The sequence below is a fragment of the Streptomyces sp. NPDC086554 genome, from assembly GCF_040686095.1.
Taxonomy (GTDB): Bacteria; Actinomycetota; Actinomycetes; order Streptomycetales; family Streptomycetaceae; genus Streptomyces.
On the sequence record NZ_JBFBJK010000004.1, the window covers coordinates 377,052 to 400,740 of the forward strand.

The 23,689-nt window shown below is 70.4% G+C and carries 22 protein-coding genes; 7 read left to right on the forward strand and 15 right to left on the reverse strand.

The annotated features are described in order from the left end of the window. Positions 1–171 precede the first annotated feature (171 nt). Both AB0O76_RS08995 and AB0O76_RS09000 read right to left on the reverse strand, forming a co-directional pair. The gene (locus AB0O76_RS08995; RefSeq protein ID WP_365486924.1) at positions 172–828 is read right to left on the reverse strand and encodes a response regulator transcription factor; all 657 of its coding nucleotides are present in this window, start codon (positions 826–828) and stop codon (positions 172–174) included. Then, on the reverse strand, positions 825–2,015 hold the full coding sequence (locus AB0O76_RS09000; protein WP_365486926.1) for a histidine kinase: 1,191 nt from the start codon (positions 2,013–2,015) through the stop codon (positions 825–827). Before AB0O76_RS09000 ends, AB0O76_RS08995 begins: the two co-directional genes overlap by 4 nt. A 153-nt stretch (positions 2,016–2,168) precedes the next feature. Here AB0O76_RS09000 and AB0O76_RS09005 point away from each other — a divergent pair, with 153 nt between their 5' ends. Next, entirely contained in the window at positions 2,169–2,780 is a 612-nt protein-coding gene (locus AB0O76_RS09005) for a hypothetical protein (protein ID WP_365486928.1), read from the forward strand. Here AB0O76_RS09005 and AB0O76_RS09010 read toward each other — a convergent pair. The 3 genes from AB0O76_RS09010 to AB0O76_RS09020 are packed head-to-tail and all read right to left on the reverse strand — an operon-like array spanning position 2,777 to position 4,916. Then, positions 2,777–3,349 (reverse strand): cob(I)yrinic acid a,c-diamide adenosyltransferase, encoded by a 573-nt coding sequence (locus tag AB0O76_RS09010; protein ID WP_365486930.1) that lies wholly within the window; start codon positions 3,347–3,349, stop codon positions 2,777–2,779. The genes AB0O76_RS09005 and AB0O76_RS09010 overlap by 4 nt on opposite strands. Before the next feature lie 13 nt (positions 3,350–3,362). Next, on the reverse strand, positions 3,363–4,118 hold the full coding sequence (locus AB0O76_RS09015; protein ID WP_365486931.1) for an ABC transporter permease: 756 nt from the start codon (positions 4,116–4,118) through the stop codon (positions 3,363–3,365). A gap of 15 nt (positions 4,119–4,133) precedes the next feature. Then, a complete protein-coding gene (locus AB0O76_RS09020; protein ID WP_365486933.1) occupies positions 4,134–4,916 on the reverse strand; it encodes an ATP-binding cassette domain-containing protein in 783 nt (260 codons plus the stop codon). Between the two features lie 84 nt (positions 4,917–5,000). Here AB0O76_RS09020 and AB0O76_RS09025 point away from each other — a divergent pair, with 84 nt between their 5' ends. The 4 genes from AB0O76_RS09025 to AB0O76_RS09040 all read left to right on the forward strand — a co-directional run bounded on the left by AB0O76_RS09025 (position 5,001) and on the right by AB0O76_RS09040 (position 9,891). Further along, the gene (locus AB0O76_RS09025; RefSeq protein ID WP_365486935.1) at positions 5,001–5,642 is read left to right on the forward strand and encodes a TetR/AcrR family transcriptional regulator; all 642 of its coding nucleotides are present in this window, start codon (positions 5,001–5,003) and stop codon (positions 5,640–5,642) included. Between the two features lie 147 nt (positions 5,643–5,789). Next, positions 5,790–6,638: a 3-hydroxyacyl-CoA dehydrogenase family protein gene (locus tag AB0O76_RS09030; RefSeq protein WP_365486937.1), complete on the forward strand. Its 849-nt coding sequence runs from the start codon at positions 5,790–5,792 to the stop codon at positions 6,636–6,638. A 162-nt stretch (positions 6,639–6,800) separates the two neighbouring features. Then, positions 6,801–7,124: an STAS domain-containing protein gene (locus AB0O76_RS09035; RefSeq protein WP_016643271.1), complete on the forward strand. Its 324-nt coding sequence runs from the start codon at positions 6,801–6,803 to the stop codon at positions 7,122–7,124. Between the two features lie 235 nt (positions 7,125–7,359). Next, a complete protein-coding gene (locus tag AB0O76_RS09040) occupies positions 7,360–9,891 on the forward strand; it encodes an ATP-binding protein (protein WP_365486939.1) in 2,532 nt (843 codons plus the stop codon). A gap of 82 nt (positions 9,892–9,973) precedes the next feature. Here the strand turns inward: AB0O76_RS09040 and nucS are convergent, their stop codons facing one another. Then, a complete protein-coding gene (gene nucS / locus AB0O76_RS09045) occupies positions 9,974–10,645 on the reverse strand; it encodes an endonuclease NucS (protein WP_266870826.1) in 672 nt (223 codons plus the stop codon). A gap of 212 nt (positions 10,646–10,857) precedes the next feature. Here nucS and AB0O76_RS09050 point away from each other — a divergent pair, with 212 nt between their 5' ends. Then, the gene (locus AB0O76_RS09050; RefSeq protein WP_365486941.1) at positions 10,858–11,250 is read left to right on the forward strand and encodes an SCO5389 family protein; all 393 of its coding nucleotides are present in this window, start codon (positions 10,858–10,860) and stop codon (positions 11,248–11,250) included. Between the two features lie 70 nt (positions 11,251–11,320). On the opposite strand, the gene AB0O76_RS09055 is transcribed toward AB0O76_RS09050, so the two are convergent. Next, the gene (locus AB0O76_RS09055) at positions 11,321–12,382 is read right to left on the reverse strand and encodes an LLM class flavin-dependent oxidoreductase (protein WP_365486943.1); all 1,062 of its coding nucleotides are present in this window, start codon (positions 12,380–12,382) and stop codon (positions 11,321–11,323) included. 211 nt (positions 12,383–12,593) lie between these two features. Here AB0O76_RS09055 and AB0O76_RS09060 point away from each other — a divergent pair, with 211 nt between their 5' ends. After that, positions 12,594–12,932 (forward strand): ATP/GTP-binding protein, encoded by a 339-nt coding sequence (locus AB0O76_RS09060; RefSeq protein WP_360767083.1) that lies wholly within the window; start codon positions 12,594–12,596, stop codon positions 12,930–12,932. A 3-nt stretch (positions 12,933–12,935) separates the two neighbouring features. On the opposite strand, the gene AB0O76_RS09065 is transcribed toward AB0O76_RS09060, so the two are convergent. From AB0O76_RS09065 to mce, 8 genes are all read right to left on the reverse strand, one after another. Then, on the reverse strand, positions 12,936–13,727 hold the full coding sequence (locus AB0O76_RS09065) for an ABC transporter permease (RefSeq protein WP_365487109.1): 792 nt from the start codon (positions 13,725–13,727) through the stop codon (positions 12,936–12,938). Positions 13,728–13,885: 158 nt separating this feature from the next. Further along, positions 13,886–15,094 (reverse strand): ABC transporter ATP-binding protein, encoded by a 1,209-nt coding sequence (locus AB0O76_RS09070; RefSeq protein ID WP_365486945.1) that lies wholly within the window; start codon positions 15,092–15,094, stop codon positions 13,886–13,888. Positions 15,095–15,203: 109 nt separating this feature from the next. Further along, positions 15,204–16,001, reverse strand: coding sequence for a hypothetical protein (locus tag AB0O76_RS09075; protein ID WP_365486947.1), 798 nt, complete (start codon positions 15,999–16,001; stop codon positions 15,204–15,206). A 92-nt stretch (positions 16,002–16,093) separates the two neighbouring features. Further along, entirely contained in the window at positions 16,094–16,864 is a 771-nt protein-coding gene (locus AB0O76_RS09080) for an ABC transporter permease (protein WP_365486949.1), read from the reverse strand. Positions 16,865–16,867: 3 nt separating this feature from the next. Further along, complete coding sequence (locus tag AB0O76_RS09085) at positions 16,868–17,857, reverse strand: ABC transporter ATP-binding protein (RefSeq protein WP_365486951.1); 990 nt, start codon at positions 17,855–17,857, stop codon at positions 16,868–16,870. Between the two features lie 136 nt (positions 17,858–17,993). Beyond that, positions 17,994–18,929: a cellulose-binding protein gene (locus tag AB0O76_RS09090; protein WP_360767068.1), complete on the reverse strand. Its 936-nt coding sequence runs from the start codon at positions 18,927–18,929 to the stop codon at positions 17,994–17,996. 182 nt (positions 18,930–19,111) lie between these two features. Next, positions 19,112–22,984: a polarized growth protein Scy gene (gene scy / locus AB0O76_RS09095; protein ID WP_365486953.1), complete on the reverse strand. Its 3,873-nt coding sequence runs from the start codon at positions 22,982–22,984 to the stop codon at positions 19,112–19,114. Positions 22,985–23,217: 233 nt separating this feature from the next. After that, complete coding sequence (mce, locus tag AB0O76_RS09100) at positions 23,218–23,658, reverse strand: methylmalonyl-CoA epimerase (protein WP_135330222.1); 441 nt, start codon at positions 23,656–23,658, stop codon at positions 23,218–23,220. Positions 23,659–23,689: the final 31 nt, after the last annotated feature.

Consider the following 23,689-nt stretch of genomic DNA (forward strand, 5'->3'; position numbering starts at 1 on the left):
CCTCGGGTGAGTTACGGGGGTTAGGGATGGGACCCTGCGCCGCCCGTGAGCACGTGGAACACGTGGGGGAGTGCTCACCGCAGTGCGGTGAGAATAGAAAGGTCTGGACCAGCGGTCAAGAGGTCTGAACCATTGGCCGAATTGCGTCGGTCAGGACCGCGATCTCGCGACTTATACGCCCAACTCCTGTGCGAGCACGGCCGCTTGGACCCTGCTGCGCAGCTCCAGCTTGCCGAGCAACCGGCTGACGTGCGTCTTCACCGTCGCCTCTGCCATGTCCAGACGGCCCGCGATCTCCGCGTTCGAGAGGCCTTCGCCGAGGCACGCGAGCACCTCGCGCTCCCGGCGGGTGAGGGTGTCGAGGACGGCGGGATCGGGCCCGTTCTCGCGGCGTACGGGCTTCATGTTCTTCGGGGCGGCGAACTCGGCGATCAGCCGTCGTGTGACGGCAGGCGCGATCAGGCCCTCGCCTCGGCCGACCGTACGGACCGCCTCCAGGAGGTCCTTGGCCTCGGTGTTCTTCAGGAGGAACCCGGAGGCGCCCGCGCGCAGCGCCCCGAAGACGTACTCGTCGAGGTCGAAGGTGGTCAGGACGAGCACGTCCGCGAGGCCTTCGGCGACGACCTGCCGGGTCGCGGACACGCCGTCGAGGCGCGGCATCTGGATGTCCATGAGGACCAGATCGGGCCGGAGTTCACGGGCCAGCGCCACCGCCTCCTCGCCGTCCGACGCCTCGCCGACCACCTCTATGTCGGGTGCGCTGCGCAGGATCAGGACGAGTCCAGCGCGTACGGCGGACTGGTCCTCGGCGACGAGCACGCGGATCATTCGGTCACTTCCTTGTCTGCGGGGTCGACGGGCAGCGTCGCGTACACGATCCACACTTTGCCGTCGGGGTTGCTCTCGGGGCCCGACTCGAAGGTGCCGCCGAGGAGTTCGGTGCGCTCGCGCATACCGACGAGGCCCGCTCCCGAGCCGGGGGCGCGGGGACCCGACGGATCGCCGTACGGGCTGGTGACGCGGACCGTGAGTGCGCGGGGTTCCTGGGCGAGGGCCACGGCGACCCGGCCCGGCGATGCGTGCTTGAGGGCGTTGGTCAGGGACTCCTGGACGATGCGGTACGCGGCCAGCTCGACCGGGGCGGGGAGCTTGGAGTCCTCCGGGGCGCGGGTGTCGTCGAGGGTGACGTCCAGACCATTGGTACGGGCGTTGCCGATGAGGGAGCCGAGGCCGTCCAGGGTGGGTGCGGCCGCCGGCTCCCGGTCGTCGCTGGAGTCCCGCAGGATGCCGATCAGGCGGCGCATCTCGGCAAGGCCCTCGACGCTGTTCTCTCGGATGACGGCGAGCGCGTCCTTGCTCGTCTGCGGGTCGTCGAGGGAGAGCGCGGCCGTGGAGTGGATGGCGATGGCCGACAGATGGTTGGCGACCATGTCGTGCAGCTCGCGGGCCATCCGGGCGCGCTCGGCGGTGATCGCCTGGACGCGGTCCATCTCGGCGAGCAGCGCGGTCTGCTCGGCGCGCAGTCGCGCCGCCTCGGCGGCCTCGCGATGATTGCGTACGAGCACACCCGTGGTCGCCGGGCCGAAGGACACCACGCCGGTGACGACGCCGATGAGGATGGCCTCCGGTTTCTGGAACCACGCGAGGAAGCCGATCGTGACCGCCACGGTCACCATGCCGGTGGTGACCGGGATACGCCGGGCGGCGGCCGGTGTGCCGTACACGACGGCCGCGTACACGATGTCCGTGAACATCATGATCGAGGCGAGATTGCCCTCGGTGAACTGGTCGGCGACGAGCGCGAGCGTGCCGACGTTGAGGGCGAGCTGCGGAGCCGAGCGGCGCACCAGCTCCAGGCACGCCAGGACGGCCAGCGGGATCAGCGCCCAGGTCCCGTCGAGCCCGCGGTCCGGCTGGGTGTGAAGGCCGAGCGCCCACAGGGCGAGCCCGCTGAGCAGACTGACCGTCGAGATGGTGACGTCGACGCGGTGCGGGCGGGCGAGGGACAGGGCCATGCCCCCATCCAACATGGAGCGCCGGTCCGACGCCTGATCCTGAGGGAGGAACCGCTCGGTACATCGAAGGATGCAGTCGAACTTCGTCACTGGCGACGACGATCAGCGGCCGATCCGCAGGGAGCCTTGAAGGGTGACCGAGAGGAGCGAACCGTGATTGTCACCCTGATCATCATCTGCGAGGTCGGCTTCTGGCTGCTGCTCGCCGCCGGCCTGGCCCTGCGGTACTGGGCGAAGATGCCGCGCGCGAGCATCGCCGTACTGCTCTGCGAGCCGATCCTCGAAGTCGTCCTCTTCGTCGTCACCGCGATCGACCTGAAGAACGGCGCCGAGCCGGACTGGAAGCACGGCCTGGCGGCCGTCTACATCGGCTACTCGATCGCGCTCGGCCACTACACGATCAAGTGGGTCGACGTCCGCGTCGCCCACCGCTTCGCGGGCGGCCCGCCGCCCGTCAAGCTCTATGGCACGGCCCGCGCGATCGACGAGTGGAAGATCGCCGCCCGCTGGGTCCTGGCGGGCCTGATCGCCATGGCCCTGCTCCAGGGCGCGGTCTGGTACGTGGACGGCGACGGGGACATCGGCTCACTGCGCATGTGGCAGCAGAAGATGCTGTGGCTGATCGGCATCAACGTGATCATCGCGGCGACGTACACGGTGTTCCCGAAGAAGGCGCCGCCGGTGGTAGCGCCCCGCAGGGGCGCGGGGAACTGCGCGACCAGCCACGAGGCACCCGCAGACAAAGAACCGACGCGAAGCGCCTAGCGCTCACCGCCGGGCACCCACAACACGTCCCCAACCTCCTTATTGGCCGTACGAGCCAGAATGAAAAGGAGGTCGGAGAGCCGGTTCAGATACGTGGCAGTCAGCGGATTCATCACCTCGCCATGCACCTCGAAAGCCGCCCAGGTAGACCGCTCAGCCCGCCGCACGACCGTGCACGCCTGGTGCAGCAGCGTCGCACCCGGCGTGCCGCCCGGCAGGATGAAACTGCGCAGCTTCTCCAGCTGCTCGTTGAAGCGGTCGCAGTCCGCCTCCAGCTTGTCGATGTAGAACTGCTCGACGCGCAGTGGCGGGTACTCGGGGTCCTCCACGACCGGCGTCGACAGATCGGCGCCCACGTCGAAGAGGTCGTTCTGGACCCGGACCAGGACCTTCACGACCTCCTCGGCGAGCCCGCCGAGCGCGATCGCCGTGCCGATCGCGGCGTTGGCCTCGTTGGCGTCGGCGTACGCCGCGATCCGCAGATCGGTCTTGGCGGTCCTGCTCATGTCGCCGAGGGCCGTCGTGCCCTGGTCGCCGGTCCTGGTGTAGATGCGCGTCAGATTGACCATGGGGCCAGCCTAGTTACGCGCCCGCCGTCCGGAAGACACGTGTGCCGACCGTCACGGACACCAGGGTGAGCGCGGCCGCCGTCAGCACGCCGTACAGCATCGTCGTACTCGCGTAGTCGCCCACATAGGCGGCCCGCACCGCGTCCACGAGATAGCGGAACGGCATGAAGTGCGAGAGCACGTCCAGCCAGCCCGGCGCGAGAGCCATCGGCAGCATCAGGCCGGAGAGCAGCATCGAGGGCATGCTCACCGCGTTGATGACGGGGCCGAACTCGTGCGGCTTGGAGACGAGCAGCGCGAGCGCGTACGAGAGGGACGCGAGGACGACGGTGAGCACCGCCACGAACGCGAAGCCGATGAGGATGCCGGCCAGCGGTGCCCGCAGCCCCATCGCCAGCGACGCGACGACGAGCAGCACCGCCTGGAAGACGAAGAGCGCGGCATCACGAAGGACCCGCCCGAGAAGCAGCGCGAGCCGGCTGACCGGCGTCACCCGCATCCGCTCCACCACCCCGAACTGCTTCTCGATGATGATCGCGAATCCGCTGTACGAGGCGCCGAACAGGCCGAGCTGGAGCAGCAGCCCCGGCACGAGCACCTGCCAGGAGTCGCCGCGCGAGCCGAGCGGCAGATCGGTCAGGAGGGGGCCGAAGAAGAGCAGGTAGAGCAGCGGCATCAGGACGCCGAAGAGGATCTGGAACTTGGAGCGCAGGGTCTGGCGCGCATAACGCCCGAAGATCAGGGCGGTGTCGGAGAGAAACGCAGACATAAGAGGTCCTGGGGTTCAGACGGCGACCGGCGCCGTGTCCTTGGAGGTGAGGTCGCGCCCCGTGATGGCGAGGAAGGTGTCCTGGAGCGAGGCGTCGATCGAGCCGCCGTACCGGAGCTTGAGCGCGCTCGGCGTGCCCTCGGCGACGACGAGGCCCTTGTCGATGACGACCAGGCGGTCGGAGAGCGCGTCCGCCTCGTCGAGGTAGTGCGTGGTGAGCACCACGGTGGTGCCGTGCTCGTCGCGCAGGCGTCGCACCAGCGCCCACAGGTCGGCCCTGCTGCCCGGGTCGAGCCCCGTGGTCGGCTCGTCGAGGAAGAGCACCTCGGGCCGGTGCATCAGACCCATGGCGACGTCGAGCCGCCGCCGCTGGCCGCCGGAGAGGGCGGCGCACTTGCGGTCGAGCAGTTCGGTCAGGTCCAGGTCGTGCGCCAACTCCTCGGCACGGGCCGCAGCCTGAGGCTTCGTCAGGCGGTAGAGGCGTCCCTGGGTGACCAGTTCCTCGCGTACGGAGATGCTGAGGTCGACGCCGCCGGACTGGGCGACGTAACCGATCTTGCGTCGGACGCCCGCCGGATCGGCGGCCAGGTCGAGGCCCGCGACGGTGGCGGCGCCGCCGGTGGGCGGCAGGAGCGTGGTGAGCATGCGCAGCGTCGTTGTCTTGCCCGCGCCGTTCGGCCCGAGGAGGCCGACGATCTCGCCGGGCGCGACGGTCAGGTCGATGCCCCGCACCGCCTCCACTGGGCCGCGCTTGGTGCGGAAGGTCCGGCTGAGCCCAGCCGTGCTGATGATTGCCATGGCGACCACAAAAACAGAGTCTCTTAAATTTTGCAATGGACCCAATTTTTCAGTTGCCCAAGCAGGGGGCCGTAGGGTGGACTCATGGCTGAAGGGCTCAGGGAACGCAAGAAGCGGCAGACCAGGCAGCGGATCTCGGACATCGCGACGGGGCTGTTCCTGGAGCACGGCTTCGTCACCGTGACGGTCGCGGAGGTCGCGGAGGCCGCGGACGTCTCCGTGAACACCGTCTACAACTACTTCCCCGCCAAGGAGGACCTGTTCCTCGACCGCGGCGAGGCCGTCGTCGACCGGCTCTCCGGCTACGTACGCGCCCGTCGCGCGGGGGAGTCCGCCGCCCATGCCGTGCTGCGTGCGCTGCGCTCGGACGTGGAGAGCGTCTCGCCCACCATCGGCCTCTTCACGGGCTGGGCCGACTTCATGAAGGTCATCCACGACGCCCACCCGCTGCGCTCCCGGCTCTGGGAGATCCAGCAGCAGGCGCTCGCGCACCTCACGACGACCCTCGCCGAAGAGGCGGAGGCCGCCGATGGCGACCCGATGCCCGGACTGATCGCGGGTCAGCTCTCCTGGGTCCACAGCACGCTCATGGCCTGGATCGGCGACGAGATGGTCAAGTGCCGCAAGCCCGCCGAGGTGTCCCGCGATGCCCTCGAACTGCTCGACGAGATGGAGGACCTACTGAGCGAAAAGGTCCTCAACTACGCGGTGCGGGGCGCCGAATGAGCCGTACCAGTGTGATGTCCGTCATCTGAGACGTGACGCGCATCTCTTCGCCGCCACCTGGGCGCTCACGACCGCTAATGTCCGGCGAACAGGCAGACGTAAACAGCGTGTAAGCCAGGCGTGATAAGCGGTAGGGGAGTCGGAACAGTGGCACGGAAGCTCGCCGTCATCGGAGCCGGACTCATGGGGTCCGGCATCGCACAGGTCTCCGCCCAGGCGGGCTGGGACGTCGTTCTGCGCGACGTCACCGATGAGGCCCTGACACGTGGCACCGACGGGATCAAGGCGTCGTACGACAAGTTCGTGAGCAAGGGCAAGCTCGCCGCCGAGGACGCCGATGCGGCGCTCGGGCGCATCACGACGAGCACCGACATGGACGCGGTCGCGGACGCCGACATCGTCGTCGAGGCCGTCTTCGAGAAGCTCGAGGTCAAGCACGAGATCTTCCGTACGCTCGACAAGATCGTGCGCGAGGACGCGGTGCTCGCCTCCAACACCTCCGCCATCCCGATCACGAAGATCGCGGCCGTGACGGAGCGTCCGGAGCGGGTCGTCGGCGCGCACTTCTTCTCGCCGGTGCCGATGATGCAGCTCTGCGAGCTGGTGCGCGGCTACAAGACCAGCGACGAAACCCTCGCCCGTACGCGCGAGTTCGCCGAGTCCGTCGGCAAGACCTGCATCGTCGTGAACCGCGACGTGGCCGGCTTTGTGACGACCCGTCTGATCTCCGCTCTCGTCGTCGAGGCCGCCAAGCTGTACGAGTCGGGGGTCGCCACCGCCGAGGACATCGACATCGCCTGCAAGCTCGGCTTCGGGCACGCCATGGGACCGCTCGCGACCGCCGATCTGACGGGCGTCGACATCCTGCTGCACGCCACCAGCAACATCTACACGGAGTCCCAGGACGAGAAGTTCGCACCGCCCGAGCTGATGCGCCGGATGGTTGACGCCGGTGACATCGGACGCAAGAGCGGGCAGGGGTTCTACAAGCACTGACGCCTCCTCCTCCCTTGCGGGGTCACCCCTCGGAGTGAATTCGGTATCGGTTCGCTTACAGACGGCAACTTCCTTGTCCATGCGGCAGTCAGTTGCAGTGACATACGCAGACGCCTTACGGAACAGACGTCACAGGAAAACCAGCACTCTCGGGGAGCGCATATGCACATCAGGGGCGACCAGGCCCAGCTGGTCGTCGGGGGACGCCTCGACGTACGCAGCGCGGCGGACGCCCGTACGGTCCTGCACTCGGCCGTCGACGACGGAGCCGGCGACCTGGTGCTCGACCTGTCCGAACTCGACTCGTGGGACGCCACGGGACTCGGCGTGATCATGGGCGCACACCGGCGCGCGGGACGGTGCGGACGCCGGCTCGTGCTGCGCGATGTACCGCCCCAGATGCAGCGTCTGCTGGTGGCCACCCGGCTGCACCGGATCCTCGCCATCGAGGGTGGCATCGGGGTGGAATCGCTTCCCCGTGTGTGATCGCCGGGGATCCCCGGCGATCCGGTAGGAAACGCATCTCGCGCACAATCCTCACGAGACTGTGACGTCTCGGACGGGGCGGTACCCCGCCCGTTCGTAGATACTGAGCGAAGGTCTAGGGTTCGGTCGCCACCGATGTGAGAACCCGAGCGGGGGCACCGGACCAGAAGCGACAGCGCAGTGTGCACAAGGCCGGAGGGGGCTGTGTACACCACGCATCTGGGGGGCTTTGACCATGGACCCGATGAACCGGGGACCGGAAGAGTACGGCCATGACGGCATCAACGACGGCATCAACGACGACGATTCCGGGCGCCGATCGCGCCCGCCGCGCGATCCTCTGACGCCCGACTTCGGGCAGCCCGCGCCCGCGCTCGCCCGAACCGTCCAGCTCATCTCGGGCGACTTCCTGCTCACCGTGAACCCGGTCGACGGCAGCGAGATCGAACCCTGCCCGCCGGGCGAGCGGCCCGCACGACCCGTCAAGCGCTCCGCCGCCGAGCGGGCCGAGCTGCGCCGCGCCGCGGTGCCGCCCGTGCCGCCGGGTCCTGCGCTGCCCCGGATGCCGCTCCTCGAACGCCAGGAGGAGCGCGAGCGGCTCGTACGCCTGGTCGCGCGCGGGCGCTCGGTGCGGCTCACCGGTCCCGCGGGCTCGGGGCGCACGGCGCTCCTGAACGCCGTCGCGGAGGACTGCGCCGACCTCGCACCGGACGGCGTCGTCCGGCTCTCCGGCTATCGAAAGAGCCCGGGCGACCTGCTTCAGGACCTCTTCGCAGTGGTCTACAACGCACCGCTGCACCGCCCCGACCGCACCCTGCTGCTCGAACTCGTCCACGAGATCGGGGCGGTCGTCGTCGTGGACGACCTGGAGTTCGGCGGCTCGGGCCTGGAGGAGCTGCTCGACGCGACGCCCGAGTGCGCCTTCCTGATATCCGCGACGCCCGACGTCGCGGCACCGTCCGCCGACTCGCACCTCGAAGAGGTCTTCCTCGGCGGCCTCGGCCGCAGCGGCGGCCTCGAGCTCCTGGAGCGCGGTGTCGGCCGCGTCCTGACGGACGACGAGGCGGCCTGGGCGGGCGACCTGTGGTTCGAGTCCGAGGGCCTGCCGCTGCGCTTCGTGCAGGCGGGCGCCCTGCTGCGCCAGCGCGACCAGCTGCGCGCCGATCCCAACGCCTTCGACGAGTACGGCTATTACGAAGGGCCGGGTGCGGCCCCGGTCGACGCGCCCTTCGACGCCGAGGGCGACGACGTACCGCTGCCCTCGCTCGCCGACGGAGCGGCGCCCGCCGCCCTGCTCGCCTCCCGGCTGAGCCCGTCCGCCCGCGCCACCCTGCGGTTCGCCGTCGCGCTAGGCGGCGAGCTGCCGCATCAGGCGCATCTGCCGGCCCTGGTGGGGGACACCCACGCGGACGCGGCCCTCGCCGAGCTGGTCTCCACCGCGCTCGTCACGCCGGTCGGCGCGCACTACCGCCTCGCCGCCGGCGTGCGCACCCAGCTGGAGACTTCCGGGTACGCCGACGACATGGCCGAGCGCGCGCAGAGCGCCGCCCAGCACTACGCCTGGTGGGCCGGGCACCCCTCGGTCAGCCCCGAGCGGGTCGCGGCCGAGGCGGACGCCGTGCTCGCCGCGCTCGGCGTCCTGGTCACCGGAGCCACCGGTCCTTCGGGCCAGGGGGCCGCGTCCGCCGGCGGTGAGCAGAGCGCCGCCGTGCTGCTCGCCCGCACCGTCGCGCCCGCCTTCGCCGGCGGGCTCAACTGGGCAGCGTGGGAGCGTGCCCTGCGGTCGGGTCAGGAGGCCGCGCGCACCGCGGGCGAGGTCGCCGAGGAGGCGTACTTCCACCACGAGCTCGGCATCCTCGCGCTCTGCGGCGGACATCTCGACCGGGCTCGCGCCGAGCTCGAGGCTTCCATCGGCCTGCGCGGTGCCCTCGCCGACAAGCGCGGCATGATCGCGGGCCGCAGGGCCCTCGCGCTGGTCGCCGACCGCTCGGGCGGCGCGCTGCCCGGCGGGCGCACGGCCGCGGGCGAGGAAGTGCCCGACGCGCGCTACGAGGAGTCGGCGTCGCCCCCCGGTGGCGTCCCGGCGGCGTTCGCGCTGCCCACCCCGCCGCCGGAGCCCGAGACGCTCGTGACCCGTAGGGCCACGCCGTCCGCGGGGGCCGGAGCGGCGCCGACCCGCCGGTCCATCGTCAGCGGCACCCGGCGCAACCTGGTGGCGGCGGGCGCGGGAGCCCTCCTCGCCGCGGTGCTCGGCACGGTCGTGACGCTGGGTGCGACCTCCGGCAACGACGATCCGCCGCCGGACAAGGTCAAGACGGAGCAGTCCGCGAGCGAGGACCGCGACGACGACGGTCTGACGGCCGACAAGCCGGCGAAGGACTCGACGAGCCGCCCGGAGGACACCGACCAGGGCGTGCCCGGCACTTCGGGTGAGCCGAGCGACAGCGGTGAGCCGTCGGACGACCCGAGCGACAGCGGGAAGCCGTCGGAGGCCCCGTCGGACGACCCGACGACGACGAAGCCGCCGACGACGACCAAGCCGCCGACCACCAAGCCGCCCACGACGAAGCCTCCGACGACCAAGCCCCCGACGACGAAGCCGCCCACGACGAAGCCGCCGACGACGCCTCCGCCGACGACCACGGAACCGGACCCGGATCCGCCGTCGTCGAACGCGCCGCCGTCGTCCCCGGACACCTCGGACTCGGCGAGCGGCCCGGCGACGAGCAGCGAGCCCGCGTCGCCGAGCACATCGACGGTGATCTGAGCACGTACAAAAAATCTGAGCACGTACAAAAAGGAGGGCCGGGTCCTGGTGGACCCGGCCCTCACGTACGTACAGGTGAACCTCAGAACAGCCGCAGCTTGTCGTCCTCGATGCCGCGCATCGCGTTGTAGTCCAGGACGGTGCAGCCGATGCCCCGGTCCGTGGCGAGCACGCGCGCCTGGGGCTTGATCTCCTGGGCGGCGAAGATGCCCTTGACGGGTGCGAGGTGCGGGTCGCGGTTGAGGAGCTCCAGGTAGCGGGTGAGCTGCTCGACGCCGTCGATCTCACCGCGCCGCTTGATCTCGACGGCGACGGTCTGCCCGTCGGCGTCGCGGCAGAGGATGTCCACCGGGCCGATCGCCGTCATGTACTCGCGGCGGATCAGGGAGTAGCCGTCGCCGAGGGTCTCGATCCGGTCGGCGAGCAGTTCCTGAAGGTGTGCTTCCACGCCGTCCTTGATGAGGCCGGGATCGACGCCCAGTTCGTGCGAGGAGTCGTGCAGTATCTCTTCCATCGTGATGATGAGCTTCTCGCCCGCCTTGTTCACGACGGTCCAGACGCCGGCGTCGTCCCCCGAACCCTCCTTCAACGTGCAGGGCGGGGACATCCAGTTGAGGGGTTTGTAGGCCCGGTCGTCCGCGTGGATCGAGACACTGCCGTCCGCCTTCACAAGGATCAGGCGGGGGGCCGACGGGAGATGGGCGGTGAGCCTGCCCGCGTAATCCACGGAGCATCGGGCAATGACGAGACGCATGGGGCGCAACGCTACTCGACACCAGGTGGTGCGCGCGATTTCTCCGTCGATGGGGCTGTTCGATCCTGGCCGGTTATGTGCCCAATCTCCTGGTGCGGGGCCCATCCGGTGCTTACCGTATAAGCAGGAGGTCGTCATGCGTGCACTCAGCGTATGCGGACTTCTTCCCTGTCCGTAAGCCCCCGCTCCCCGGGGGTGCGAGAGGAGAACCCATGTCGCTCGACGTCTCACCGGCACTGTTGGAACAGGCCGAGCGAGGCGAGGTCGACGAAGCGGAATTCGTCGACTGCGTCCGGACCTCCCTGCCCTACGCATGGGAGATGATCAGCTCCCTGGTGGCCCAGCTGAAGGTTGACGGCGGTCAGTTCGCCGACAACCAGACGCCGCCGCCCGACGAGCAGGCGCGTGGCCAACTGCTGCGCGCACTCGCGAGCGACGCGATCCGCGGTGCGCTGCAACGGCACTTCGGCGTGCGCCTGGCATTCCAGAACTGCCACCGTGTGGCGGTGTTCCCCCTGGATGCTTCGGTGGACGACCGGTTGGCCCGATTCACCTCGATCCGAGGTCAGTTGCTCAATCAGTCCCCCGAACTGCGGGACTGCTGACGCCTGTTGCTGCCGCTCCGTACGCGGGAGGTGTTCTAGTACCGGAGCGGCAGCTCCCCGCCCCAGCGGCTCAGCCCAGCTGGGGCAGCACTTCGGCGCCCAGCCTGCGGACGTTCTCCTCCGTCGTCGCCAGATCGCCCGAGCCCTCGACCAGCAGGGCGAAGCGCGTGATGCCCGTACGCTCCGAGGTCGCCGCGAGCCGGTCGGCGCACACCTGGGGGGTGCCCACCGGGTGGATCCCGCAGAGCAGTTCGGTGTACGCGAGCGGATCCCGCATCGCCCGCGCCCGGCCGTCGACCGTGACATGTGCGTCGAGGCCCTGCTTGAGCCAGCCCGGCATCGCCTTCTGCAGCGTCTCCGCCGCTTCCAGGCGCCGATCGGCGATCTGCACGACCCCGGCGGAGACGTGCGCGGCCGTGTGGATCTCCTCCGGCGTACGCCCCGAGGCGCGCGCGTGCCTGCGCCACAACGCCACCATTTCGGCCTTCTCCTCGTCGCCGACATGCATGCCGAGCAGCATCGGCAGACCGCGCACAGCGGCGAGCCGCACGCTCGACGGCGAGGTGCAGGCCACGATCACCTCGGGGCCGCCCGCCGCCTCCGGGGTGTCGGCGCCCGAGGCGTCCGAGCCGGGCAGGGCCTCCTGCGGGCGCGGCACCACGGCGACCTCGCGGAAGGCGAAGCGCCCCGACTCGCTCGCGACCCGGGGCTCGGTCAGCCACCGCAGCAGCAGATCGAGGGATTCCGGGAAGCCCTTCTCGTACGCGTCGAGACCGGAGCCGAAGACCTCCAGGTCCACCCACGGCCCGCCGCGCCCCAGGCCCAGCGAGAAGCGCCCGCCGGACGTCAGGTGCAGCAGGGCCGCCTGCTCGCCGAGCGCGACGGGATGCGCGGTCGGAAGCACGCTCACGGCGGTGCCGACGCGGATGCGCCGGGTACGCCCGAGAAGGAGCGCGGCGAGGGTCACGGCGGACGGACATGTGCCGTACGGCACGAAGTGGTGCTCGGCGAGCCAGACCGCGTCCAGACCCGCCTCCTCGGCCACCTCGGCGGACCGCACCGCACGGTGCAGCGCCTCCCCCTGCCCCTGTCCGGGGAACTGGGCGGCCAGAACAAAACTACCTACACGCATCGCACTCCTGCTTCCTTGGCGCCGACGCAGGCACTCCCCCTACGGGCAACAACGCGTGACACGTGCCAAAGGCACGGCCTGGCATGAAGATTGACGGATTTTCTGCGCAATGCAGGGGGAATCTGTGGGGATCGGTGCAGGACGCCTACCCCTGAGCGCGACGCGTAGGCTGGACACACCCCTGAACCCCGTACATCCAGTGAGGTGTCCTGTGTCCCCGCGTCGCAACCGCCCCAAGGGCGCCGGAGCCGGAGAAGACAGTCCGCGTGCGGACGCCGGGCCGTCGGGCCGTTACGGCGGCTTCCAGCGGGCCGAGAGCTGGCAGGACGAGCAGTGGAGCGTGCGCCATGTCGCGGGCGCCAGCGCGGCGGGCAAGACCTACCGCTGCCCGGGGTGCGACCAGGAGATCCCGTCCGGCATGGCGCATGTGGTGGCCTGGCCCGAGCACTCGGGCGTGGACGAGCGCAGGCACTGGCACAAGGCCTGCTGGAACGCGAAGGACCGCCGCACCTCGCGGGTGCAGCGGTCCCGTAACGCGCCTCGGTACTGACGGCTACACGTCGCGCTTCTCCAGGAGCGCGAAGGCGCCCACGATCGCGGCCAGCGTCACGACGATCAGCAGCACCAGCTGCGAGTTGCCGTTGCCCGAGCCGGTGTCGAGCTGGAAGATCTTGGCGAGCGAGTTGGGCGCGTTGTAGTCCATCATCTTCTCGCCCACGCTGCGGGTGCTCTCCGAGATCAGCAGGAACGCGGGCAGGATCGCGGGCACCAGGACCAGGCCCAGCATCGCGGTGATCGCGCCCGCGGAGTGGCGCAGCATCGAGCCGACCGCGAGGGCCAGGACGCCCAGGAGCGAGACGTAGAGGCCGCCCTTGAGGACCGTGCCGCCCCACGCCACGTCGCCCGCGTCGGCGCCGCCGCTGTGCATCCCCGACGTCATCGCGCCCACCAGGAAGATGGACGCCGCCGAGACGACGAAGGCGATCACGAAGAAGACCACGATCTTCGCGGCGAGGACGCGGTAGCGCTGCGGCGACGCCGTGAACGTCGTACGGATCATGCCCGTGCCGTACTCGGACGACGTCACCAGGACGCCGAGCGTGATCAGGCAGATCTGGCCGAGGACCAGACCGAAGAACGCCGGGATGGTGAACGGCACGTCCGCGTAGTCACGGGGCTCCGTCTGCGCGGCGACGAGCAGGCCGATGCCGATGACCAGGAGGAGGAAGACGCCCAGCGTCCACATCGTCGAGCGGACCGACTTGATCTTCGTCCACTCGGAGGCCAGGGCGTTGCCGATGTGGGTCTTCTTGACCGGGATCGGCGAGGTGTAGGCATTGCTCATCGCCTGCTGCCAGGCGGAGGGCGGCGCGGGCGCGGCGGGCGGGGGAGCCATCGGGGCGCCCTGCATCGGGGCGCCCTGCGCGGGAGCGCCGGCCTGGGCGTACATCTGCTGGGGCTGCGCCTGCGCCTGCGGCTGCTGCTGCGGAGTCGGAGGCGTGGTCATCGGGAGGCGTCCTTGCTGTCGGTGGCGCGCTTTGTCATGTCGGGGACGGGGGAAGAGGCGGGAGCGGCGGCCGGTGCCTGCGGGGCTGCGGCGTACGGGTTCGGCGTCCCGGACGCGTCCTGCGGCTGCGGCATCGCGAAGGGCTGACCGCCCTGCTGGGGCGGCGGCGGTGCGTACCACCCGGGCTGGCCCTGGCCGGGCACGGGCATCTGGCCCTGCGGCATGCCACCGGGCATCGCACCCGGCTGTCCCTGCTGCACGGGCTGCTGCAGGCCCGCGCGCTGGTCGACCGTGGAGCGGTAGTCGACGGCGCCCTGCGTCATCCGCATGTACGCCTCTTCCAGCGAGGCCTGGTGCGGGGAGAGCTCCCACACGCGGACGTCCGCGTCGTGCGCGAGGTCGCTGATGCGGGGGAGCGGCAGGCCGGTGACCCGGAGCGCGCCGTCCTGCTCGGGCAGGACCTGGCCGCCCGCCTCGGTGAGCGCGGCCGAGAGCTTCTCGCGCTGCTGCGGATCGGTGTCCGGCGTACGCACCCGGGCGAAGTCGGCGGAGTTGTGCGAGATGAAGTCCTTGACGCTCATGTCCGCGAGCAGCTGCCCGCGGCCGATCACGATCAAGTGCTCGGCGGTGAGCGCCATCTCGCTCATCAGGTGGGAGGAGACGAAGACCGTACGTCCCTCCGCCGCGAGCGACTTCATCAGATTGCGGACCCAGAGGATGCCTTCGGGGTCCAGGCCGTTGACCGGCTCGTCGAAGAGCAGCACCTGCGGGTCGCCGAGCAGCGCCGCCGCGATGCCGAGCCGCTGGCCCATGCCGAGCGAGAAGCCCTTGGAGCGCTTCTTCGCGACCTCCTGGAGGCCCACGACGCCGAGCACCTCGTCGACCCGGCGGGCCGGGATGCCGGAGAGCTGCGCCAGGCACAGCAGGTGGTTACGGGCGTGCCGGCCGCCGTGCACCGCCTTGGCGTCGAGCAGCGCGCCGACCTGGCGGGGGGCGTTGGGGAGCTTGCGGTACGGGTAGCCGCCGATCGTCACCTGGCCCGTGGTGGGTTGGTCGAGCCCGAGGATCATGCGCATCGTCGTCGACTTGCCGGAGCCGTTGGGGCCCAGGAAGCCGGTGACGGTGCCGGGTCGCACCTGAAAGGAAAGGTTGTACACGGCTGTCTTGGCGCCGTAGCGCTTCGTCAGGCCGACTGCCTCGATCATTCTCCGCACCCATCGAATGGTTCAGGACGTCGGGGCACACGCCCCCGTAAGGATTAGGAGGATATAGCCGAGCTGACGGTTCCAGCCAAGAGAGGGTAAAAGTGCGGCATCACGGGAACCCCGGCTGCGGCAGCACCCAGCCCGCGTCGTCGAAGGCACGCCGGCCGCGATCACGCAGCCCGCTGTCCGCCGCGGCCTTGTGCACCCAGTCGGCGGGAGAGGGGCCGAGCAGCCCGCGCAGGGCCGCGGAATCCGCGATGAGCGAGGCGAGCAGCGCCGCCTGGTCGCCGCCGCCGGGGCGTGGCAGGCCCGTCCGCGGATCGGCGAGGACACCGTACGTACTGACGTAGAGATACGCGCCGTCGAGCCGCTCACCGGACGGCAGCGTCATAGCGAAGTCGCCGCCGGGAAGCAGCGCCCGCCGGTAGTTGGGCAGCTCCGTGTCGTCGACCGCCCGGAACTGGTCCTGATCGAGCCAACTCACGATCAAGGAGGTTTCGACCGCCGGGTCCAGGTAAGGGGCGGCCGCCACATACCCGGCCCGCCCGATGTGCGCCGAGCAGCCCACCGCGATGCCGCGCACCCGCACCGGGACCATCGGCACGGCGGAGGTGATGCCGCGCCGGGCCAGTTTGTACGCGACCTGCGCGGGCGAGGCGTTCGACCCGACGGCGATGACGGGCTGTCGGCGGCCGATGGGCACCTGGCCGAGGCCGCTGAGCACCTCGTCGAGCGACCGCCCCGCCACGGGCCACTGCCCGAGCGGCAGCGGACGTACGCCGAGGGGGAGAAGCTCGTCGCCGGTCAGGAGGGCGGGGTACGGGGCAGGACGGCCCGGGTAGGCGAGCGGCCGCAGGGCGGGTACGACATCGAGGCCGAGCGCGGCGAGGCTCCGGTCCTGCGGCATGGCATCTCCTCGGCGGGCGGTGTCGGCGTGGGGAACTGCGCGACAAGCCCCCACCGGCCTGCGGATCCGTCACCGCAATTCCGGCGGAGCGCTCAGGCATCCCGCTTCTTCAACAGCGCATAGCCGCCGATCAGGGCGACCACGACCCACGCCACCATGATCGCGAGCCCGCCCCACGGCCCGTACGGGGTGTCGTCGTCCAGCGGCGTCTTCACCTGCATGATCTTGCTTCCGGCCTGGTCGGGGAGGTAGCGGCCGACCTTCTTGGTAGCCGAGACATTGCCCAGGATGCTGGAGATCAGGAAGAAGAACGGCATCAGGATGCCGAGCGAGAGCATGGGGCTGCGCAGCATCGTGGCGACGCCCATCGAGAACATCGCGATGAGGGCCATGTAGAGCCCGCCGCCGATGACCGCGCGCAGCACACCGTCGTCGCCGATCATCGCCTTGTGCTCGCCGAGCATCGCCTGCCCCACGAAGAATGCGATGAAGCTCGTGACGAGGCCCACCGCCAGGGAGAGCAGGGTGGCGACCGCGACCTTGCTGAACATGAAGGTGCCGCGCTGCGGCACCGCGGAGAGCGAGGTGCGGATCATGCCGGTGCTGTACTCGTTCGAGACGACGAGCACACCGAAGACGATCATCGCGAGCTGGCCGAGGCTCATCCCGGCGAAGCTGGTGAAGGTCGGGTCGAAGACCCTGCGGTCCTGGGCGTTGAGGCTGTCGTAGTCGTTCTTCGCCAGGATGCTGATCAGCAGGCCGAGCCCGACCGTGACGACCACGGCGAGACCCAGCGTCCACACGGTCGACGCGACCGAGCGGATCTTGGTCCACTCCGACTTCAGGACCTGTGTCGCGGCCATCCCTCAGGACCCCTTCTTCTGCTGCTGCCAGCCCGCGCCCCAGTCCGCGGCCTGCTGTGGGGGCGGCGGTGTGCCGGGCCCTTCGTGATCGGCGTGCGCGTGATACTCCACCGACTCCGCGGTCAGCTGCATGAACGCCTCTTCCAGCGAGGCCTGCTGGGGGCTCAGTTCATGGAGGACGAGCTGATGCCGGGCGGCGAGTTCGCCGAGCTTCTCCGGAGGCGTGCCGTCGATCTCCAGGGAGCCGCTGCCCGTCTCGACGGCCGTGACGCCCTCCTGGTGCAGCACGTCGAGGAGCTGTTCGCGCTGTGGGGAGCGCAGTCGGACGTACGACCGCGAGTTCTGCTGGATGAAGTCCGACATGGAGGTGTCGGCGAGGAGCCGGCCCTGGCCGATGACGACCAGATGGTCGGCGGTCAGCGCCATTTCACTCATCAGGTGCGAGGAGACGAAGACCGTACGGCCCTGCGAGGCGAGGGACTTCATCAGGTTCCGGATCCAGTGGATGCCCTCGGGGTCGAGGCCGTTGACCGGCTCGTCGAACATCAGGATCTCGGGGTCGCCGAGCAGCGCGCCCGCGATGCCGAGCCGCTGGCCCATGCCGAGCGAGAAGCCCTTGGCCTTCTTCTTGGCGACCTGGGTCAGGCCGACGGTGTCCAGGACCTCGTGGACGCGGGCGCGCGGGATGCCGTTGCTCTGCGCGAGGCAGAGAAGGTGGTTGAAGGCGCTGCGCCCGCCGTGCATGGCCTTGGCGTCAAGGAGGGCGCCGATGTACTTCAGCGGGTCCTTCAGCTGCGCGTAGTGCTTGCCGTCGATACGGACGTCGCCAGCCGAGGGGTTGTCGAGCCCGAGCATCATCCGCATGGTCGTGGATTTGCCCGCGCCGTTGGGGCCGAGGAAGCCGGTGACGATGCCAGGGTGCACGGTGAAGGTCAGATGATTGACGGCAACCTTCTCGCCGTACCGCTTGGTCAGCCCCTCGAGCTCGATCATGCGCCAACGCTAAAACGGGCGAGAGCCCCCTGCCACTTGGACAAGGAGCTCTCTACGCGCCTCGGGGGGAGCGCCCCTTTAGGGACGCGGGGAACTGCGCGACAAGCCACAGCGGACCCGCAGTGTCCCCACGACGCTATCGCGTCTGCTGAGCAGGCACCCCACGGCTGATGGGCTCATCCTCGGCAGGCGTACCCGCCGCGGCGACGGCCGCACCCGTGAGGGTGGCCAGCATCTCCCGCACATTGGTGAGCTGAGCGTTGATCGAATCGCGACGATTCGTCAGCGCCGCAAGCTCCCGCTCGGATTCCGAGCGGATCCGGTCAGCCTTGGCATTGGCGTCGGCGACGATGTCCTCAGCCTGACGCTGAGCGGTCTCAACGGTCTGACGAGCCCGACGCTCAGCGTCCGTACGCAGCTTCTCGGCCTCAAGCCGAAGCTGCTCCGCCCGGTGCTCGATCTCCGCGAGCCGCTTCTCCGCCTTCGCCTGCCGCGAGGCAAGGTCACGCTCGGACTGCTCACGGCGCTTGGCGAGGTTCGTCTCGAAGTCGGCGGCAGCCTGGGCGGCCTTCGCGCGGGTCTCCTCGAAGAGGGCGTCCGCCTCCTCGCGCTTGGACTGCGCGTCCTTCTGCGCCTCGGTGCGCAGCGCACCCGCCTCGCCCTTGGCCTTCTCGACGATCCGGACGCCCTCGTCCTCCGCCTTGGCCTTGCGCTCGGCGGCGAACGACTCGGCGTCGTTGCGCACCTGCTGGGCAGCCGACTCGGCGAGCTCGCGGTGCTGCTCGGCGGCGCGACGGGCCTCCTCGCGCAGGTCCTTCGCCTCCTCCTCGGCGAGGCGGAGGATCTTCTCGACGCGAGCACCGAGACCGGCGTACGACGGCTCGGCGTCGGCTACCTGGGCCTGGGCGTTCTGCGTCTCGAGGTGCAGCTCCTCGATGCGCTTTTCCAGAGCAGTGATACGTGCGAGAGCGCTGTCACGGTCGGAGACGAGCTTGGAGATACGTTCGTCCACCTGAGCGCGGTCGTACCCACGCCGCACAAGCTCGAAGCCGTAGGGGGAAGTGTCGCTCATGGGGTTCCTGTCGAATGAGACCGGTGAGGTGATAGAGGGAATCCTAGGGGTCCAAGCGGCGTGTCATCGAGCAGATGCCCGTTTGATCTGGAGAATGACACCCCTTTTGAGTGGCTAACCGCCAGAGCACTTGCCAGGGACAGTACCGAAGGTCCTTTCAAAGCACGGCAGATGCTCCTTGGCTAGCCCTCAGACGTCTTGCCACCCGATCGAGTTGACCCCGCTGCCGCACCGGCCTTGACGCCCCCCGCGCCGGAGCCGCCGTTCGACGGCGGTTTCGCGCCGGTCGCCGGGGCCTCAAAAGATTCCAACGCCTCGAGCACGTCCTGGACACGGGAGATCTCGGCGTTGATGTCCTCGCGGCGCCGGACCAGGACTTCGAGCTCGCGCTTGCCCTCGGAGACCATCCGCTCCGCCTCCGCCTCCGCCTCCGCCTTGACCCGCTCGGCGTCGCGCACCAGGCCGGTCACCTTCGCCTCGGCCTCCTTGAGCAGCGCCTCGGCCTTCTTCACGGCACCGATACGGACCGAGCCCGCCTCGGAGTTGGCGTCCGAGAGCAGCTCCTTGGCCTTCGCCTCGGCCTCGGCGCGCTGCTCCTCGGCGGCCTTCACCAGGGCGTCGCAGCGCTCGCCCGCGGACTTCATCGCCTCGGCGGACTCGCGGCGCGCACGCTCGTGCAGCTCCTCGATCTCGGCGGTCAGGCGGTCGCGCTGCTCCTCGGAGCGCTCCCTTATGGCCGTCGCGTCGCGGCGGGCGCCGACGAGCAGTTCGTCCGCGTCCGTACGGGCCTTCTCCACCAGGGAGTTGCCCTCGACCGTCGCCTCGGAGACAAGCCGGTCGGCCTCCGTGCGCGCGGCGCCGACCATCGTGTCGGCCTGCGCCTCCGCGTCCGTGGTGGCTTTGAGCGCCTTCTCCTGGGCGTCCTTCGTCAGCTTCTCGGCCTCGGCCGCCGCTTCCGTGATGAGCGTGTCGACCTGCTCGGCGGCCTCCGAGCGGCGCTTGTTGGCGGCCTGACGCGCCTCGTCCAGGGTGCGCTCGGCCTCCTCCCGCGCCTGCGACGTGAGCCGCTCGGCCTCGGCCGCCGCCTCCGCCTTGACGCGCTCGGCCTCGGAACGGATGCGCTCGGCATGCTGCTGGGCGGAGCCCACCGTCTCGGCGGCGTCCGCGCGCAGCCGCTCGGCGTCGCCCGTCGCGTCCGAGATGAGCTTCTCGGCCTTCGCCACGGACTCCGTGCGCTGCCGCTCGGCCTCGGCGGTCGTCTCCGTCTGCAGCCGCTCGGCCTCGCTGCGCGCCTCGCCGATCAGCTGGTCGGCCTGGCTCGCGGCGTCGCTGCGGATGCGGTTGGCGTCCTCGCGGGCGTCGGCACGCGTACGAGAGGCGTCCTGCTCGGCCGACGCGATCGCGTCCGACGCTTCCGTACGAGACCGCTGGGCGTGCTCGGTCGCGTCCGAACGCAGCCGCTCGGCCTCCGCGATCGCGTCCGAAACCGTGCGCTCCGCAAGGGACTTGGCGGCCTCGGTCTCCTCGTTCGCCTCGCGCCGGGTGCGGTTGGCGTCCTCGGTGGCGCGCTCCCGCTCGGCGTAGGCGTCCGCGCGGACGCGGTCCGCCTCCTCCTGCGCCTCGGAACGCGTACGCTCCGCCGCGTGCTCGGCGGCGCTGCGCAGGCCCGCGACCTCGTCCTGTGCCGTCTCGTGCAGGCCGGCCACGGCGTCCCGTACGGACTGCGCGGTCTGTTCGGCGCTGGAGACCATCTCGGTCGCCCTGCGGTCGGCCTCCTCGACCAGACGGACAGCCTCGGCCTGCGCCTCCTCGACGCGCTTGCGGGCGGAGGCGAGCAGCTCCTCGCTCTGCTCGCGGGCCCGCTCGCGCTCCTGGTCGGCCTCGCCGCGCGCGGAGCTGAGGGTCTCCTCGGCCTCGCGGTGGCGCCGCGCGGCCTCCTCCTGGGCGGCGGAAAGGGCCTCAGCGGCCTCCGTGCCGACGCGCTCGGCGGCGGCAGCGGCCTCGGACCGCACGCGGTCCGCCGACTCCTGTGCCTCGGACTTGAGCCGCTCGGCCTCGGCGGCCGCCTCGGTGCGCAGCCGCACGGCGACCGACTCGCCCTCGGCGCGCGCCTGCGAGGCGTCCGAAGCGGCTTCGGTGCGCAGCCGCTCGGCCTCGGTCTCGGCCTGTGCCTGCAGGGTGCGGATGCGCTCGGCGGACTCCGTGCGCAGCCGGTCCGTCTCGTCGGCGGCCTCCTTGCGGATGCGCTCGGCCTCCGCACGGGCGTCGGTCAGCGCCTGCTCGGCGGCGGCCAGGCGCTCCTCGGCCTCCGTCTGCAGGCGCGTCAGCTCGTCGGCGGCCTCGGACTTCCGTGCCGCTATCGCCCGCTCGGTCTCCTCGTGCAGCGCCCGTGCGGCGTCCTCGGCCTCGGACTTCGTGGCCTCGGCCTGCTCGGCGGCCTCCTCGCGGTGCCGCTCGGCCTCCGCGCGGGTGCGCTCAAGCGTCTCCTCGGCCTGCTTGCGCAGGGTCGTGGCGCGCTCGATGGCCTCGGTGCGGACCCGCTCGCTCTCGGCGGTCGCGGCCGTCTTCAGCTCGTCCGCGTCGGCCTTCGCCTTGGCGAGCAGCTCCTCGGCGGACTTGGCCGCCTCCTCGATCTTCTGGACGGCCTCGCGCCGGGCCTCGCCCCGGATGCGCTCGCCCTCGGTGACCGCGTCGGCCCGCAGCTGCTCGGCCTCGCCGCGCAGCCTGCGCGCCTCTTCCTGCAGCTCGACCGTCTTGGCGCGGTACTCCTTGGTGTCGTCCTTCGCCGTGCCCTTGAGCTGCTCGGCGATGTCATGCGCCTCGCCGCGCAGACGGTCCGCCTCGGCCTCGGCCTCCGAGCGGATCCGCTCGGCCTCCTCGGTGGCGGCTTTCGTCGTCTCCTTGGCGTCCTTCGACGCCTTGTCGAGTACGTCCTCCGCCGTGCGGGCCGCCTTGGCGAGCTGGCCCGCGGTCTCCTCGGCGGTGATCGTGCGCGCCTTCTCGGCGGCGTCCTTGATCAGCTTTTCGGCCTCGGCGCGGGCGTCGGCGACGACCTGCTCGGCCTCGGCCTTCGTGGCCTCGGCTTCCTTCGTGGCCTCGCCGACAAGCCGCGCGACCTGCTCCTTGGCCGTACGCGTGCGCTGTTCGTTGGCGCCCTCGGCGGCCGACAGCTGCTTGGCCGCGGCCTCCTTCGCCTCGGCGACGAGCTTCTCCGCCTCCGTGCGCGCCTCGCGCAGCGCCGTCTCGGCCTCCGCCATCCGCTGCTCGGCGGCCCGGCTCGCCTCGGTGGCCTGGCGGCGCGCCTGCTCGGACTCGGTGGCCGTGGTGGAGCGCAGGTTCTCCGCGTGGTCGGTGGCCTCCTGGGCCTGCGTCGACGCGGCGTTCAGGAGGCGCTCGGCGTCCGTGCGGGCCCGGCGCAGGATCGACTCGGCCTCCGCGCGGGCGGCCTCGGCGTCGCTCGACATGCGCTGGCGTGCCTCTTCGGCGACGCGCTCGGCTTCGGCGCGGGCGGCGGCGAGCGACTGGTCGGCCTCGGCGCGGGACTCGTCGAGCAGGCGGCGCGCCTGCTGCTCCGTACGCGCGCGCAGCTGCTCGGCCCACGCCACGTTCTCGTTGACGTGCGACTCGACGGTCTGACGGCGCTCCGACAGCTCCTGGTCGAGCTGCTGACGGCGCGACACCGCCTCGGAGTGCAGCTCGGACTGGAGCCTGGCCTGCTGCTCGGCGTGCTCCTGGAGGATGCGCTGGGTCTGCGCCCTGGCGTCCCGCAGCTCGCGCTCGGCGTCCTGGCGCAGCTGGTCGGCCTGGATCTGGGCATTACGGAGCAACTGCTCGGCCTGGTAGCCGATGTCCGCGCCGTCATAGGCAGGGCGGGACGCGAGGTTGCGGCGCGCCTCGTGCAGCTTGGCGCGCAACACCTCGACCTGGTAGCCGAGGTCCTCGGCGTGCTGAACAGCCTTCTCTCGTTCGGTCTTCAGCCGGTCCATCTCGGCCTCGAACCGCGAAAGATGGTCCGTCTCAGCCCGCGAGCTCTCTTGGCGTTCGTAGCCCCGCACTGCGCGGTCCCATCCGTCCCCTGGTCGCAAGTCTCTGAAGTACGAGCCCTGTCCATCCGCCGAACGGGGCCCCCGGGGGAATGGTGTCAGATCAACAGCGGAGCATGGGCTGCTGCCCCGACGCTCGTCCCCCGAAACCCGGACCCCGGCACGCGGCCGCCCAGCGTACGGACGGCCGGCCGCCCAGACTTCGGACGGCCGCCCCCAACCCTACCGGCCCAAGTATGCGGAGGTCAGTGCTCCGGTGACTCCTGAGCTGCCGAGGTGACGAGTTCGGTCAGCACGCCGTGGCAGTCCTTGGGGTGCAGGAAGGTGATGCGCGACCCCATGGACCCGATCCGGGGCTCCTCATAGAGGACGCGTACGCCCTTGTCCTTGATGGCCGCCGCGTCGCCGTCCACGTCCGCGGTGCCGAAGGCGATGTGGTGCACACCCTCGCCGTTCTTGGCCAGCCACTTGCCCACGGCGGAGTCGTCGCGGGTGGGTTCGAGGAGCTGCAGGTAGGAAGCCCCGCCGTCACTCGTCTCATTGATCTTGAGCATGGCCTCGCGTACGCCCTGCTCTTCGTTGACTTCGGTGTGGAACACCGTGAAGCCGTAAGTCTCCCGGTAGAACTCGACGGTCTTGTCGAGGTCGAAACAGGCGATCCCGATGTGATCGATTCGCGTCAGCATGGTTTAAGTGCAGCCCTTCCGGCGGCGATTA